12 protein-coding genes and 1 CRISPR repeat array are annotated in these 17,116 nt (G+C 30.6%); of the genes, 4 read left to right on the top strand and 8 right to left on the bottom strand.

The features are described 5' to 3' along the window. Nucleotides 1-17 precede the first annotated feature (17 nt). The 3 genes from ASJ80_RS06155 (at nt 18) to ASJ80_RS06145 (ending at nt 2,028) form a co-directional block, all read left to right on the top strand. Entirely contained in the window at nt 18-344 is a 327-nt protein-coding gene (locus ASJ80_RS06155) for a hypothetical protein (protein ID WP_069585443.1), read from the top strand. Nucleotides 345-513: 169 nt separating this feature from the next. After that, on the top strand, nt 514-1,362 hold the full coding sequence (gene uppP, locus ASJ80_RS06150; RefSeq protein WP_069585441.1) for an undecaprenyl-diphosphatase UppP: 849 nt from the start codon (nt 514-516) through the stop codon (nt 1,360-1,362). 63 nt (nt 1,363-1,425) lie between these two features. Continuing rightward, nucleotides 1,426-2,028, top strand: a complete 603-nt coding sequence (locus tag ASJ80_RS06145) for a DedA family protein (RefSeq protein ID WP_176720324.1) — start codon at nt 1,426-1,428, stop codon at nt 2,026-2,028. A gap of 223 nt (nt 2,029-2,251) precedes the next feature. On the opposite strand, the gene ASJ80_RS06140 is transcribed toward ASJ80_RS06145, so the two are convergent. The 3 genes from ASJ80_RS06140 to ASJ80_RS06130 all read right to left on the bottom strand — a co-directional run bounded on the left by ASJ80_RS06140 (nt 2,252) and on the right by ASJ80_RS06130 (nt 4,981). Then, nucleotides 2,252-3,460 (bottom strand): HD domain-containing protein, encoded by a 1,209-nt coding sequence (locus ASJ80_RS06140; RefSeq protein WP_069585439.1) that lies wholly within the window; start codon nt 3,458-3,460, stop codon nt 2,252-2,254. 208 nt (nt 3,461-3,668) lie between these two features. Continuing rightward, complete coding sequence (locus ASJ80_RS06135; RefSeq protein WP_069585437.1) at nt 3,669-4,214, bottom strand: TetR/AcrR family transcriptional regulator; 546 nt, start codon at nt 4,212-4,214, stop codon at nt 3,669-3,671. A gap of 218 nt (nt 4,215-4,432) precedes the next feature. Continuing rightward, complete coding sequence (locus ASJ80_RS06130) at nt 4,433-4,981, bottom strand: TetR/AcrR family transcriptional regulator (protein WP_069585435.1); 549 nt, start codon at nt 4,979-4,981, stop codon at nt 4,433-4,435. 242 nt (nt 4,982-5,223) lie between these two features. Between ASJ80_RS06130 and ASJ80_RS06125 the strand changes: the two genes are divergently transcribed. Further along, on the top strand, nt 5,224-5,832 hold the full coding sequence (locus ASJ80_RS06125; RefSeq protein ID WP_069585596.1) for a TMEM175 family protein: 609 nt from the start codon (nt 5,224-5,226) through the stop codon (nt 5,830-5,832). Nucleotides 5,833-5,947: 115 nt separating this feature from the next. Here ASJ80_RS06125 and ASJ80_RS06120 read toward each other — a convergent pair whose 3' ends face one another. The 5 genes from ASJ80_RS06120 to ASJ80_RS06100 form a co-directional block, all read right to left on the bottom strand. Further along, nucleotides 5,948-6,778: a F420-dependent methylenetetrahydromethanopterin dehydrogenase gene (locus ASJ80_RS06120; protein ID WP_069585433.1), complete on the bottom strand. Its 831-nt coding sequence runs from the start codon at nt 6,776-6,778 to the stop codon at nt 5,948-5,950. A gap of 575 nt (nt 6,779-7,353) precedes the next feature. Beyond that, nucleotides 7,354-12,422: direct repeats of the CRISPR family, unit length 30 nt; unit sequence ATTTCAATCCTAAAATAGTCTGATTTTAAC. Nucleotides 12,423-12,777: 355 nt separating this feature from the next. Then, nucleotides 12,778-13,041, bottom strand: a complete 264-nt coding sequence (gene cas2, locus ASJ80_RS06115; RefSeq protein ID WP_069582332.1) for a CRISPR-associated endonuclease Cas2 — start codon at nt 13,039-13,041, stop codon at nt 12,778-12,780. Nucleotides 13,042-13,063: 22 nt separating this feature from the next. After that, nucleotides 13,064-14,029: a type I-B CRISPR-associated endonuclease Cas1b gene (cas1b, locus tag ASJ80_RS06110; protein ID WP_069582327.1), complete on the bottom strand. Its 966-nt coding sequence runs from the start codon at nt 14,027-14,029 to the stop codon at nt 13,064-13,066. A gap of 63 nt (nt 14,030-14,092) precedes the next feature. After that, nucleotides 14,093-14,608 (bottom strand): CRISPR-associated protein Cas4, encoded by a 516-nt coding sequence (gene cas4, locus ASJ80_RS06105; RefSeq protein WP_069582324.1) that lies wholly within the window; start codon nt 14,606-14,608, stop codon nt 14,093-14,095. Nucleotides 14,609-14,651: 43 nt separating this feature from the next. Next, nucleotides 14,652-17,093 carry a CRISPR-associated helicase/endonuclease Cas3 gene (locus ASJ80_RS06100; RefSeq protein WP_069582322.1) on the bottom strand — a complete coding sequence of 814 codons (2,442 nt, stop codon included), beginning with the start codon at nt 17,091-17,093 and terminating at the stop codon, nt 14,652-14,654. Between the last annotated feature and the right edge of the window lie 23 nt (nt 17,094-17,116).

The following is a 17,116-nucleotide window of genomic DNA, read 5'->3' as shown; positions in this document are numbered from 1 at the left end:
TTTAAGGGGTAAAAATAATGGTGGATCTGGTCTTTTTAAACCATATAATAATATATACTGCTATTGCAGTGGGAATTGCAAATGTTTGCTTACTGTCGGGATTAGTTTACTTTTACCTTGAAAGTTACAAACAATTGAAATCTAAATTCACCACAGGGCTTCTATATTTCTCAACAATTTTACTAATTGAAAATGTTCTTGCAATTCTAGCTTTAGCTGTATTCTCAATTTTAGGTGTAGAAATACATGAAATAGGTGGTACAGGAGTATATTTCGTGCTACTCCTTGTCAATATAGCCCAATTAATAGCACTTGCTATTCTATTTAAAATAACATGGGATTAATCTACATCCCTCTTTTTTTGATTTAACTATTTTTTTTACCTGCGCTACAATATCCTAATAACTACTTGAAAATATTAGGTACAGATTGGGGTATGAGTCTGGAATAATTACTTAACTGTAACCTCCGAATATAACAATAAATAATTTCAATAAAGGTGATTAAATAGATATAACGATAATTCAGGCCATAATCCTGGGAATTGTTCAAGGATTAACAGAGTTTCTGCCAGTAAGCAGTTCTGCCCATTTGGTTCTGGTACCCCCTCTAATAAACGTAAATTACGCAAACCCCAGTCAAGCCGTTGCTTTTGATACCCTTTTACATTTAGGTACACTGTTAGCTGTAATAGCATACTTCTGGAAAGATATTATCCATATTATAACTGGTTTTTTTTCAAGCATCTGGGATATTTTCAGGGGAAAATTCAGAACTGGTTTAAGGGAAGACCCTTCCAAAAGATTAGTTTGGCTTTTAGTAATAGGAACCATTCCTGCAGCTTTAACAGGCATACTACTCAATAAACAGTTTGAAGCTCTTTTCAATAACTATGTTGCAGTAGGTTTTTTCCTGCTTATAACAGGTGTCCTGCTCTGGGCTGCTGAAAGAGTTAAAACCGGGCATAAAGAAATCAAAGAAGTAAGCTTTAAAAATGCTCTAAGCATTGGTATTTTTCAGGCATTCGCCATAGCCCCCGGAATCTCCCGATCTGGATCTACTATCGCGGCAGGTCTATTTTCAGGACTAGAAAGAGAATTAGCAGCACGGTACAGCTTTTTACTGGCAATCCCAACCATAGCTGGAGCGGCACTGGTACAGGTTAAAGATATAGGTACCGGACTAGAAGCAAACACTGCAGCACTTGTATCTGGATTCCTGGCGGCGCTTATTGTTGGTTTCCTTGCAATCAAGCTCCTCCTTAAATTGATAAAAGAAAGAACATTAATGATATTTGCTTACTACTGCTGGATAGTAGGAGCCGTGACTTTGATTATAAGCCATTTATACGGCTTAATTTAAAATTTTATTTACTAAATTTTTTAATATAGAAACAATAGGTATTATAATGGAGAAAAAAATTTCATGATAAGTATAATTGAATTTGTAAGTAATTTTACAATTGATATAATAGGCCATTTAGGTTACTGGGGGATTTTCATTGGAATGACCCTCGAAAGTGCATGTATTCCCCTTCCAAGTGAAGTGATAATGCCCTTTGCAGGGTTTGCAGTATCAGAAGGGAAAATGACCCTTCTAGGCATAGGCATTGTAGGGGCTTTAGGAAATCTTTTAGGTGCCTTAATCGCTTATTTTGTTGGATTTAAAGGAGGAAGGCCTTTTCTGGAAAAGTATGGGAAGTATATACTCATCAATTCCAGTAAACTGGATTTAGCAGATGCATGGTTTGAAAGATATGGGCATGAGGCAGTTCTTATAAGTCGTATGTTACCTATAATCCGGACTTTTATATCACTACCTGCAGGAATAACCAGAATGGACCTCAAAAAGTTTACAATCTATACTTTTTTAGGATCACTGCCCTGGACCTTTGTTTTAGGTTATATCGGAGTTCAATTAGGCCCTCACTGGAGCATAATTAAAGGATATTTCCACATACTGGATATAATTGTAGTAATATGCATAGTAGGAGCTTTAGCTTACTTAATTTACAAATATAAAAAATAATTTCCATATTATTTATTGTAAGTTAAAGCTGGATCTTTTCTATTTAATCAACGATAAAATTTTAACAAATAGTCTTAGAATTTAAAACATGAAAAAATTCAACTAATTGAAGGATCTTGAAATTAAATTAACTTGAATGATACTTTTAAAAATATATAAAAATTTGAATAGAATTAAAAGATAATCAAATTAGTAGCAGCGAAATTACCTGTTCTAATTAAGATTACCATTTTTTCTTATAAAAATAATTGAATATCCTGCCGAAATCTGTTCCAGAAATTACCTTAGTTCTATAGGCATCAAAGATATTTTCTCTACCTTCTTCAAGATATCTGGAAGTTATTCCATATTCTATAGATAGATTAGTCTCAATAAATGCAGCAAGTTTATCACATGCCCTTATTAATTCTCCATCAATTGGAGAATATTCATTTCTATTGTACTTTTTATTCATTTCCTTAAATTTAATTCCTTTTTGAGGTACGCCTTCTTTTTTAATCTTATTTTCAAATTCATCTTCAGTAAAGTATTTCATCTCGTCGTGCCATGTTTTAGGAAGTAAAGGGAGTACTTCTTCTTTCATGCGCTCATTTTCGTAGTCTTTGATTATATCTTCTAATCCTGCGGCGCTTTTTATTGGGGAAATGATATCCCTTGTAGATACCTCAGGCAAATCATGGAATAAACCTGCAAAGAAATTATTATAAACTCTCCTTTCACATGGTTCATTTTCCATTTTAATGGTGCATAAATAAGTAGTTATGGCTACTATCAGCATATGCCCCAGAACTGAAGTTTCTGGTACTCGAGGGGAATGCGCCCACCTTTTTTGGAAACGCAGCTGACCGCAGAGGTCCACAAATCCATATGATTTCTTCCCAAGCAGAATTTTTTGAACACCGATTAAATCATAGTGATCTTCAATTTGATTTTCTATATTCTCCTTTGTCTTTTCTATTCCATAAATAAAAGGAGCTGAGTGATATATTATCTTAAATTCCCAGTTTGTAGCCAGATAATGTGCAGCACGGAGTATTCTCCTCTCAAGGGTATTTTCATCCTGCATAAAATAACTTTCAAATTTATGTTTGAATTTTTCATCATTTAAAAAGTCAAAATCTTCTTTAAGCTCAGTTAAAACATGATTATTTAATTCTTGACGCCTTTCTGCCATCATTCTATGAAAAACTGGAGGCTTGATATCTGTTAAAACTAACCTGTAAAGGAACTCAAAAATAAAGCTTTCTATAAGATTTAGCCAGTTAACATGGCCTTTACCTTTCCTATCTTCTTCAATCTTAGCGATGACATACGCTATCACCATTTTATGTGCCTGTTTATCAAGTTCTGTTAATTCAACTGGCCGTATATGGTCATTCCATCGCTGCATGCTTGCAGCCTCAAAAAATCTTTCAATCAGCTTTTCTATCATGAATTCACCATTTATCTTGAAAAATATATTTAGATAAGATTATACATGTATTATTTATTAATCTGATTATTTAACTGTATTTGAAATGATTAAATAATAAAATAGGCTAAAAAAAATAAAAGTTAATGCATTTTTAATATTAAAAAATAGTAATCCCCATATTATGACTACAGCATTAAAGGTTTAGATAAAAAAAAGGAAATATTGATTATTGAACACACTTAACAGAATTATTTATAAAATTCTCTATTACTTCCTCTTGATTGAATATAGTGCGCCCTTTATGTTTTTCAATGCAAATAATGTAGGTAAATCCAGCTATTGTAAGAGCAAATGCCTCTGGATCTATGTTGCTGTTTCCAATATTTTTTTCAATATATTCTGCAGATTCCCTGAAAAATTCAGACAGAGATTGTTCAAATTCCCCCGTGCCATCGTTAATAACTAAAAAGAATACTTCAAAATTTTCTTCAACTGATTCTACGTAATTTCTGATGAAAGTTTCTAAAAATTCACCATTGCTATTAAATTTTTTGTTTATAAGTATTGATTGAAGGTCTTTTTTCATTTTTTCAAGATTTTGAGATATAATCGTGTCAAAAAGATTTTTTTTAGTTTTAAATTTTCTAAATAGTGTTAATTCACTAACACCTGCTTCTTCTGCTATAACTCTGGTAGTAGCCCCAGTATAACCCTTTTCTGCAAATAAATTTAGAGCAGCCTCTAAAATTTTTTGTTCAGTTTCACCCGTCATAAATAACCACTGTATAATCCATTCCAATTATTTGATTAAAAAAAACCATCATATTATCTAGTATATCTGTTTAAATCTTTATTTAAAGATTTTGCTTGGTTAATTTTAAAATATAAAGTTGTTACCTCCAGTAAATAATATATTACAATATTTGCAAGTACTAACTAATATTTAACGTAATTTAAAACCACTATTTAAAGTGAAATAAATAATAAAATTCAACTTATATTACAACACTTTACAGAGTGATCTATAAACTCATTAATTGCTTTATCACAATCAAAAAAGTTACGCCGGTTTTTATCAAAAACAACGAAGTATACAAATGAAAAAATGTTTAAAGCAAACACCTGAGAGTCAGTATACTTCTCTGGAGAAACTCTTTCTATGTACTGGCTGATATGGCTTATAATCTCCATCAATATATCTCCTGCAATTTGACGTTTACTATAAACTAGAATATGTACAAATTCAAAGTTATTTTCAGTTAATGCAGCTAAATTTTTTATTAAGGTCTCTAAAAACCATTTATTATCTTCAAATCCCTTATCAACCAGCATTGAATCCAATTCTTCCAGTATATCTCCTCTATTTTTAATTAAAACAGAGTTAAAAAGATTTTCCTTGGTTTCAAATTTTCGAAATAAAGTTAGCTCGCTGAATCCAGATTCCTGTGCTATAACTCTAGTAGTAGCACCTTTGAATCCTTCTTCCGAGAATATTTTTAAGGCAGCACCTAAAATTTTCTGCTCGGTCTTATCAGTCATGGAGTAATACCCTCTAAGATTGTTTTATTAACTGAAAGGAAGTCCTATCTTACTTATTATATTTGCATAAGTTATTATTTAATAGTTTTGTTATTTGACTGTCAAATAGTTTGAGAAATTTATCATGGACTGAAAACTTTTCAATATAACTAAAAAATAGAATTACATTGTGCTATTTTAAACCTAGAATATAGGAAGTATGAAATATAAAATAATATTCATTACAAGTATAGATGATTTTAATGGCTTTAAAAAGATCTAAAATTAACATTACAATTCCAAAGGACAGATTAGAAACTCTTGTAGATGGAATATTTGCAATTGCAATGACACTGCTCGTTTTAAGTATTGAAATACCTTCTGCAGAGTTCCATTCCACAGCTGATTTCCAGATTTATATTATATCATTACTACCTAAGATACTGATTTATTTCATTAGTTTCATCCTTCTTGCTATCTTCTGGATGAATCACCATGTATTTTTTGTAATTAAACGTGTAAATAGTGCTATCTTATGGATTAATATAATATGGCTAATGTTTATCGCATTGGTACCCTTCAGTACGTCGCTGGTAAGCAGTTTTGGGCAATATGAATTTTCGCAGATTTTCTTTGATCTGAATATATTCACCATTGGATTATTATTTTATATCAACTGGAATTATGCTGTCAAAAGAGGTTATATAGCTGAAAAAGCCATTCCATATGATAAACCCATTAAAAAAAGCAATTTATTCACACCGTTAATCGCACTAGCGGCAATTGCACTATCTTTTATAAATCCATACCTAAGCAGCACTGTATTTTTGTTTATACCTATTATATACATATTTTATCTAAAAATAATATGAGTAGCTGTACAAAATGGGTTTAATATCCGTAAAATAGTTCAACAGTATCGAATTTAAAACAAGTAACCTAAAAACAGAAAAAATTAAGCAGTCCGAAGACCACTTATAGACTCATTTATTCTGGTTTTTCCATTAAGCAACATTTAGCGAGAGTTTCGCCTTTTCCACCGTGAGGAGTTCTTACGACGGTGTCGTTAGCTTTTTCAATTTCTCTTGCTTGTGTAGCTAAGTCAGCTGCGACTTTAAGCATTTCGTGAGCAGATGCAACGATTGGTATGTAGTTTTCAGCACCTTTGGTCATGAAACAACCTTCTACGTCGATATCAGCTACTTTGGTTGCTATTTCGTAAGCAGCCATTGCTTTTGCTTTTGCGTATGGGCTAGCAAATGCAGCAGCTTCTACAGCTTTGTCTCTTGTTATAACAACTTTTGGGAGTTCTATTTCGTTTCCAGCTTCAACGGTAGCTACTACTTCGTCGATTGTGTTCTGGACAACTCTGTATGCTCCGGTAAGTGCTAATACTTTTATAACATCGGAGTTGAATGAAGCCATTTCGGTTGGGTCGAGGAATTCTCTTCTTGCACCGATCATTGGGTCTGCTTTAACTATGATGTAACCTAATCCCTGTTCGTTCATTTCATCTTTAGCTCTGAGTCCAGGAGCGTCACCAATTATGATTGCAGGTACGTCTGCTGCAGATAATAATTCTCTTGCTTTAGCAGGGCCTGGTGCACCAGGGTTTGGGCTTATGAATATAACGAAATCCCTTTCCATTTCAAGCATTAATGGTACAGCTTTTTCAATTTCGTCTGGGTTCATCTTAGCTCCAGAACCGACTACACAAGTATCTATATTTGGTCTGTCTGCCCTCTCATCGAGTAATAAATCAAGTACTGGAGAGGTACCTATGTTACCACATTTAATGATTCCTATTTTTACAACCATTATATCACCGGCTGTAGCTATTTAAATAATATAATAAGTATTTTTTGATTTAATTTTGATGACTAAGTTTTTATACCTTAATTTTCTAACCTAATGTTAAAAGGATAATGCAACCAATGACAAATTTTAAGCTTATATCCTTTAAAAGGTTAAACTATACTATTTTTCACGTATAACTCATTTTAAAACGTTGATTGCAGTATATACTCATTTTGTATTATCAATGATTATTTTGATTTTATCTGGCCATGTTAATTTTACGCCAATATCTCCTCAGTAAAAAAAATATGCAAAAACAGTTCACAGGACTTAATTAATTTTAAATTCTTTCCACTTGCGGGTTCTTGAAAAAGCAGACTGAAATATTGTCAACATCAGCAATCCTGCAGCAATGCCCACAATTACTTTGTTTAGAGTTTGGTTCTGGCTAAAAACCCACATACATGTTGATATCAAGCCTAAAATAGTCTGATTTTAACACATTCAAATGGCCCACTATTCAAGATGTTAAAAATATTTCAATCCCCTCAAAAATTCGAAGAATTTTTGGGGCGCCAAAAAATTTCAAAGAAATTTTTTGAGCGCTAAAATAGTCTGATTTTAACATAACAAGAAGGGATAACAGAGTTTGTCCAAAATGTAATTTCAATCCTAAAATAGTCTGATTTTAACGAGATCTTTCTGAAATGCCACAAACACCTGTTAAAATTTCAATCCTAAAATAGTCTGATTTTAACGATAATTACATAACACCCTATTAGCAATATATTCTATATTTCAATCCTAAAATAGTCTGATTTTAACTAACCGTCAAAGTCAATCTGGTAAGCCACCAGCTCATCGTAATTTCAATCCTAAAATAGTCTGATTTTAACCTACCAAAAGATACTGTTCCAATTTGGGATATGACTATTTCAATCCTAAAATAGTCTGATTTTAACAGTTATTGCAGAAGTAACTTGTTGGTTTTGTGGTTTATTTCAATCCTAAAATAGTCTGATTTTAACTCTTACTCCTTCACTACTGTCTAATGAGATTCCAAATTTCAATCCTAAAATAGTCTGATTTTAACTCTTGTTCCTAGTTCGTTTTCTAGTACTGCTATGCGATTTCAATCCTAAAATAGTCTGATTTTAACCTTATCCCTAATAGAGTTATCACTGCTTCAAATGTATTTCAATCCTAAAATAGTCTGATTTTAACCGGAGTAAGTGGAGCATTAACCGTTGTACTAACATTTATTTCAATCCTAAAATAGTCTGATTTTAACATGCTGTCAATTTTGATTAGATTACTGTTTTATTCAGTTAAATTTCAATCCTAAAATAGTCTGATTTTAACATTGTTTAGTCTATTTATTGCTTCTTCTAATCGTTTATTTCAATCCTAAAATAGTCTGATTTTAACTTAGATTCACAGGAAAATCAGGATTACCGCACCTAATATTTCAATCCTAAAATAGTCTGATTTTAACTCTTATGGCGTTTACGTTTTGTTTTGATGCGATTATAATTTCAATCCTAAAATAGTCTGATTTTAACTTGTCGCTTCTGCTGATACTGATTGTAAACTTTTTTATTTCAATCCTAAAATAGTCTGATTTTAACTGGAATAAGTGCTTCTGTCACATATAATTCAAAAGATATTTCAATCCTAAAATAGTCTGATTTTAACTTGCCCATGTTTCGGAACGTTGTTTTATTTTTCCTGTATTTCAATCCTAAAATAGTCTGATTTTAACTTGAGTGTGATTATTAATTTTGATTTGAATCGTGCATTTCAATCCTAAAATAGTCTGATTTTAACGTACACAATATGTTCAACTAAATGAATTTGTTTTATTTCAATCCTAAAATAGTCTGATTTTAACCTTTAATTCCTAGCCATGATTTAATATCATCTAAAGATTTCAATCCTAAAATAGTCTGATTTTAACATTATAGTAACTGTAAAACCTCAAGGGAATGGGGCAAATTTCAATCCTAAAATAGTCTGATTTTAACCGTAAATGGAACTTTTAATATTTTAGGTTCGTTTAATATTTCAATCCTAAAATAGTCTGATTTTAACGTGAGCCTCATCAGATAATAAAGCCTTTTCAGCGAAATTTCAATCCTAAAATAGTCTGATTTTAACTTATTAGTTATAAGTTATTACTTATAAGTTATTATATATTTCAATCCTAAAATAGTCTGATTTTAACTTATGCAACTGATGACCCATACGAGGACGTGTTATAAATTTCAATCCTAAAATAGTCTGATTTTAACACCCTAACATCTTACTTGCAACAGACTTCCCTTATGCATTTCAATCCTAAAATAGTCTGATTTTAACTTCATTAAGTTTCCACCACAACTCTTACACAAAACTATTTCAATCCTAAAATAGTCTGATTTTAACTTGGTCTTTTGGGAATAGTCCTGGTTTTTGGCTTATATTTCAATCCTAAAATAGTCTGATTTTAACGCTTCAAATCAACCAGCAGATATTGATGTTACGGAAGATTTCAATCCTAAAATAGTCTGATTTTAACATTTCTTAGAGGAGGCATTAGAAAACCCGGATGAATAATTTCAATCCTAAAATAGTCTGATTTTAACGGTAATATCAAAATTATTTTATTCTTTTTAAAATTTGATTTCAATCCTAAAATAGTCTGATTTTAACACAGTGATTTCAGTGATTTGAGATATGCAATCTATGAATTTCAATCCTAAAATAGTCTGATTTTAACGAAGTACTCGAATATGGTAAAATCTACGAGTTTGAATTTCAATCCTAAAATAGTCTGATTTTAACGAATTTGGCTTGAAATTGTCTTGGTTCTTCACTTATATTTCAATCCTAAAATAGTCTGATTTTAACTAAATGCTGAAGTTGTACCTGTCTCATGTAAATATTGATTTCAATCCTAAAATAGTCTGATTTTAACTCTATTCTACCGCAATGAATACCCGTGCTTGCTATTATTTCAATCCTAAAATAGTCTGATTTTAACCCACCCTAAATCAACCCCTTCACCTATTCCAATCCCATTTCAATCCTAAAATAGTCTGATTTTAACGTAAATCATTTTTTACAAAGGTTACATCAATAATTGATTTCAATCCTAAAATAGTCTGATTTTAACTTCCTAAACTTACATCTCCATTCTCATCAATAACATAATTTCAATCCTAAAATAGTCTGATTTTAACTCTTTCTGCATCTGCCTTTTATCCATAGTTGGTTGTATTTCAATCCTAAAATAGTCTGATTTTAACTTTCAATTAAAAATTTGTTATCTTCAGATGAATTACATCTATTTCAATCCTAAAATAGTCTGATTTTAACCTCTTTTCAGATATGCCAGTATTGCTTTCACACTTTCATTTCAATCCTAAAATAGTCTGATTTTAACATAGATGCAAAAAAGCATATAAAACTAATCCGTTTTAAATTTCAATCCTAAAATAGTCTGATTTTAACTAAAGAAATAGAGAAATATAAACAGGAATTTAATGTTATTTCAATCCTAAAATAGTCTGATTTTAACAACTGCCTCCATTATAGGATTTCTATATTCATATACATTTCAATCCTAAAATAGTCTGATTTTAACTTTGATATTTATTATTATTTTGTTTTCCAAACTTTGTAATTTCAATCCTAAAATAGTCTGATTTTAACGAAAGTCACGCAAGTATTAAGCAAGTCAATGTTCTTATTTCAATCCTAAAATAGTCTGATTTTAACTACTGTTGTAATTGTAACATTTTCCATTTCAGATACATTTCAATCCTAAAATAGTCTGATTTTAACTTTCTCTGAGTTTTTCTTCGATTGATTGAACTGCTCGATTTCAATCCTAAAATAGTCTGATTTTAACATAAGTCGTTCCTGCAAGATCCGACCATTGTACTTCTATTTCAATCCTAAAATAGTCTGATTTTAACCAAATACTTAAACGAACATAAAACAGCACCATAATTTCAATCCTAAAATAGTCTGATTTTAACTTGCCCTGGTTAATTCTAATGCTTTTATTGTTGCGTATTTCAATCCTAAAATAGTCTGATTTTAACCTAATTACGGGTATTCCTAAATCGGCTATTTTTTTGATTTCAATCCTAAAATAGTCTGATTTTAACTCGAATCGGGCGTTTATTTTGTCAAATCCATTATTCAATTTCAATCCTAAAATAGTCTGATTTTAACACTCATTACGCAAGCCAAGAATGTTTAGAAGATTTCAATTTCAATCCTAAAATAGTCTGATTTTAACGTAGTGTTCAAATATCCTAAAACATCATCAGTAATATTTCAATCCTAAAATAGTCTGATTTTAACCATAAAACCGGAACACTTAAAAATACCATACCAAAATTTCAATCCTAAAATAGTCTGATTTTAACGGAGGTAGGAACTTTATTTACTGCTTCATTTATTGGATTTCAATCCTAAAATAGTCTGATTTTAACCCTCTGGCGAGGTATATGATGCAGGCCCATCTTCAAATTTCAATCCTAAAATAGTCTGATTTTAACTGAGAAACTTAGAATTTATAGACAGCATTACAGTAACATTTCAATCCTAAAATAGTCTGATTTTAACATTGACGACTTAAACCAAGTACTACTTGAAAGATTCAATTTCAATCCTAAAATAGTCTGATTTTAACAACTAAAAGAATATTATTTGATGATAGAGTCATGTCAAATTTCAATCCTAAAATAGTCTGATTTTAACTGAGTTCATCAGGGCAGAGGTTAAATGCAGTAAATTTCAATCCTAAAATAGTCTGATTTTAACGAGTTATAGATGGTTAAGCCTATTGAATTAAAAAAATTTCAATCCTAAAATAGTCTGATTTTAACAGATGCATCGTAATTATCTAATTTATCCACGTTAATATTTCAATCCTAAAATAGTCTGATTTTAACATTATAATGGCCAGTTATTAGGTTCTGTCCAGTATGGATTTCAATCCTAAAATAGTCTGATTTTAACAAGGATCCTCTTCTGATGAATCAAAAAGAGTAGTCCTATTTCAATCCTAAAATAGTCTGATTTTAACAATGGTTTAATACTTGCAGGATAACTAACTACTTTATTTCAATCCTAAAATAGTCTGATTTTAACTACAGATTATTATGTAATTTTGAAGGTGATTAAGATTTCAATCCTAAAATAGTCTGATTTTAACATAGTATGATAAATCATTGTTATTATCATCGGTTAAATTTCAATCCTAAAATAGTCTGATTTTAACCCGTGAATATGAATATGATGATGCAGTAGATGCATTTCAATCCTAAAATAGTCTGATTTTAACTGTTAAGTTTATGCTTAAATGGATAGCTGCTCTCAAATTTCAATCCTAAAATAGTCTGATTTTAACACAAACAAGAAAAAAAGTACGCAGAATTAAGAGAAGATTTCAATCCTAAAATAGTCTGATTTTAACGAGCAATAAACTTTTTTTAAATTCAAAAACATCATTGATTTCAATCCTAAAATAGTCTGATTTTAACGGAATTGTTAATTCAAAATTAGCTGAAGTGACAGTATTTCAATCCTAAAATAGTCTGATTTTAACTGTACCCTTTGCAGAAATAGATACGTTAGCCGCATTTCAATCCTAAAATAGTCTGATTTTAACAGGCGAGAAAATTGCCCTATATCCTCTAAATACATGCTATTCTTTGGCCTTTTGAACACTTAAAATTGTCGATCTATAATTCCTAAGTTCCTTTATATGGATCAACGACTTTCAATAATTGTTTTATTTAAAAAATTAGAATTTTATATATATTTTTTATTTATTTGAAGATAAAATAGCATGGTAAAACCCAAATAAATATGTTATACATCTTTTAAAATAAGTTAAAGATAAAATAACCTAAAGTTATTTTAATCAGGAGTTAAAAATTCAATTGATAAACGATCCACTAATTACGCTTTAAACACTGAAAAACTAAAATAAATGTATCTAAATCAAAATAAACTAATTTAAATCAAAGTATTCCATCTATAGGTGCTTTTTCAACACCTAAAACTTTTCTGGTGAAAGCATCATCTGTTCTGAACCGGTATATTATCACAGAATCCTCATTTTTGTTTATAATATCAAGCAAACCTGTTTTTATTTCTTCAAGTTCGCTTTTGGTAACTTCTCCCTCAAAAACAGAATTTTGAATCCAGTAGAGGTGTTTTCGAAGGAACCCTTTGACTTTATTGACACGTTCTACCTTAATATCATATACAATTATCACATACATTTAGATCACATCACCAAAACTGTTACCACCACATCACAAAAGGCTTATACTCTTTAGACCCCAGAAGATGTTTTATCAGTTTATACGATTCTAATCTTATAAGCCGCTTGTAAGAGACTTTTCTGTTAAGTTCTCGGTGTTTGATGGTCTTTTTAAGCCGTTCATCATATTCTTTAATGAAAATCTTCCGCCCCTTATCGTTTAACAGGCAGTAATTTAGATCTTTTTCAAAATCATCTTCACTGAGCATTCTTTTATTTACAAGGTAAAAAATTAACCTGTCAACAAGAATCGGCTTGAAAATCTCACTTAAATCCAGCGCTAAAGAAAATCTCCGCTCTGAAGGCTCATGAAGATAAGAAATAGTTGGGTTAAGCTGTGTATTGTAAATTTCAGACAGTGCAGTTGAGTAAACCATAGAATTTCCAAAGCTTATAAGCGCATTTATCATATTTTCAGGAGGCCTCTTAACCCTCTTATCAAAATTAAAGTTTTCAGGGAGAATTTCATTCATTTTCTGGTAATAATCAGCACGTATCCTTCCCTCAACATTCATAACTTCTGTTATAATATTACAGCCATCTAAATCAGGTAGTATACTCCTTATCTTGTTTTCAAGGCTGTAATATTTAAGAACTTTCTCCATGTTCTTTGCAGCGCCTTCCACAAACTTTTTAGCAATGAAAATTCTCTTTTCATGGTCCAGATAATGTTGAGCCTGATTTATAATTAGATCTCCAGACAATAGCTTTTCTCTTGGATAAAAACTACCATCGTAATAGCCGTAATAATTAAAAAAATGTACAGGTATGCCCTCTTTTGCAAGCAAGTGTATTGCCTGGGAAGAAAAAGTTAGAGAACCGTAGGCATAAATTGAATAAATTTTGTTGATTGGAATCGGCTTTTTGCCGTCTTTATTTACAAAGTATACAGTGTTCTCCCTTCTTTTAAGCATCCCATCTGACATTAAATAATAGTTCTTTTTCATAGGCTCACCCGCACGCCACAAGATGTTGATTTAACCATCCATTTTTATAAAATATTCAAATTTTTAAACCCAGCAGAACTCAAAATATGCACACTTCCTGCAGATTTTCATTCTTTCAGGCTTTGGAGTTTCCATATCCAAAATATTACCAATATCTACAATTATATCCATCAACTCATTCTCTTTAGACTCGTCCAAATTTATAGTGACTTTCTTTCTTATTTTAGGGTAGTTAATCACCCCTTTGATATTTTCAATGCCCTTTTTCTGCTTCAAGTAGTACATGTAATACAGGAGCTGGTATTCATGAGATTTTTTCATCGTACGGCTCTTTTTAACCTCATGAAGTTCCAAGCAACCCTGTTTTTTAATAAAATCAATACTAATTAAATTATCAATTGTGTACTCCTTTTCCTCTTTGTAGCTTTTCTCGTGGAGTAATTTTCCAAGGGATACAAGATCAGATTCCTGTTCCATCTGGATATGGTGGGAAAAAAGCCAGAGCTTTGTCTTGCAGATAAAATAGTAGTGAATTTGGGTTCCTATTATCCGGAGGTTTTTTTCGGAGTCTGAGAGCATATATTAACTCCTGTACGTATATTATAACTGCTTTGTAAATAAATTACAGCATATTACCATTTGAAGTGCATTGAGCTTTTTTACCATAATTAAAGCCAATTTCATCATTATAATCCATTTCACAAATCATATAATGCTTTTCTTTTCTACCAATCAATTTGGAAACAATTTCAAAATATTCTAATTCGTTACCGTGCTCTTTCTGGTCGTTTTGATACCACCAAAGTGGAATTTTAACCTGATTTTCAACTTGAAGATTCTTTTTTTCATTTTCATAATATTTACAAGGAATTACATCGATTTTTTGAACTTTTTCTTCCCTTATTTCTAATAATCTTCCTTCATCTTCTCCAAAAGCAATTTCTATGGGTCGGTACCCAAATAGTGCGCATTCTTTGAAAATCTTTTCTAAATTGGTTTTTTTCAGTTTATAATCACCATAAATCTCATCACATACTTCTTTAACCATTTTATAAGATATTGGACCATTTAAAATGTTATTTTTCGTTTTTTGCAATAATTCTTCATCATAAGGAAGATGACTTTCAGGCGCGAATATTTTCATTTCATGAGAAATACCATTAGTAAAACAAGTTTTGCCTTTTCGATTAAGACGCCCACCTCTTTGGCCAATTGCATCAGGAGGTGCAATTTCAGTATACATCACATCACAAGATATATCTAAAGATATTTCAATTACTTGAGTCGCTATCAAGATAAAAGGCCCTTTTTCAGACTTATCTCTAATTTCTGATTCTTTTTCCATCCTATCTTTATAAATGAACTGTGAATGATATAAAATCACATTTGGATTATCATACTTCTCTTCTAAATTACGTTTTAGTACCTTATAAAATTCCTGTGATCTTTTTACAGTATTTAAAATTATAAATTGTTTTAAACCAAGATTATATTGATTTATAATACTATCAAGAATTTTTTGATTGATTAATGTATTCCATTCATTTTCATCTGTAGCTTTTGAGATTTTTATTAAATTATCATCACTTAAATTAAAAGAAAAGGGAGTGTATTCAATACCTTCCTTATCAACTACTTCCACATAATCTTCTAACTCCTCTCGAATAAAATCGGGAAGTGTTCCAGACATTAGTAAATGAGGAATATCAAATCGTTTAAGAATTCTAAATAAAGTGATCAAATGATTAAGAGTATGTTTTTCGTAGTAATGTACTTCATCAAAGATTATTGTGGCATTTTGAAGGTTTCCTAAAGCAAAATCTGCCTGTCTAAATCCATGAACAAAAGAATAAATCAAATGATCAATAGTCGTTACAGTTATGGGTTTAAAAAATACATTTCCTTTAAATATATCCCCTTGTATTTCATCAATATCTTCTTTATTTAAATCTTCATTTTCTTTCATAGCTTCAGATTTAAGTTTTATAAAGCTTTTACCATGGAATAATCCCACATATTTCTTACCATTTTCCATTTTTTCCTTATCTGATTCTCCTTCACCAAACATTTTACATAATCGTTCCCACATCGCATTGCTTGTTACCTGCGTAGGCAAAGCAAAAACAATTTTATTTCTATCATAACTTTTCATAGAATTTAAGGCCCATAAAAGAGATGCTTCAGTTTTTCCCCTTCCACATGGAGCAAATAGAACTGAAAATTTAGGCGATTTTTTGAAAAGTTCTGATTGGAAATCGTGAGGTTGATGATTCCCTAAAACAATTTTTATTGGATTTTCTATGTTTAATTTGGTAACATACTCTTCAGGATTCTCTATAACCGAATCAAAAAGTTTAATACTTCCATTATAAGTCTCAATGAATTTAGAGAAATTTGCACTTGAGTAATCATCACATAGTTGAAGAATTGAGAAAAAATAGGTGAAAATCGATTTTAAAATTACTTTTTGGTCAAATTTATGAACATTTTTTATAGTTTTTTTCAATAACCTTCTAGCTTGACTAGATTTGAATTTGATATTATCCTTATTTATTTCCAAGCCATCAAAGTCGAAATATTTATCAAAATTAAGATCTTTATGTATAGCAATCGCGTTTTCAGTGAATTGAAATATATTTTCAGTTAAGAGCTTTGGTTTCCCAAAATTCTCATCATTATCATAAATAGCCCTATGAAGCTGAGTATGATGCCCCAAAACAGCCAATTTTTCTATAGGAATATCCAATAATTGAGTATATTCTATATTATTTAACAAAAAGAAAGAATAATATGCATGTGGATACTTTTGAGAAGACTTTCCTTGAATAATATTATCTTGAAATTGCTCTGTAAGTTTTCCTATATCATGAAGATAAATGCTAATAAATAAATTTCTCAAAAAAAGTTCATTATTCAGATCCCATCTTTCACAAAATTGTGTTATTATCTCATGATTATTTTCAATATAAGCTTTTAAAATTTTCAAAGAATCAATTGTATGCCCTTCAATGGTTTGAAAGAATTCATTTTGATTTTTAATATGTCTTTTAGCAAAAGATTGCATTTAAACCATATCCTAAAAAAATT

The organism is Methanobacterium bryantii (genome assembly GCF_002287175.1).
GTDB classification, from domain to species: Archaea; Methanobacteriota; Methanobacteria; order Methanobacteriales; family Methanobacteriaceae; genus Methanobacterium_D; species Methanobacterium_D bryantii.
Note: the sequence above shows the minus strand (reverse complement) of the source record. Positions and strands in the feature narration are given on the sequence as shown.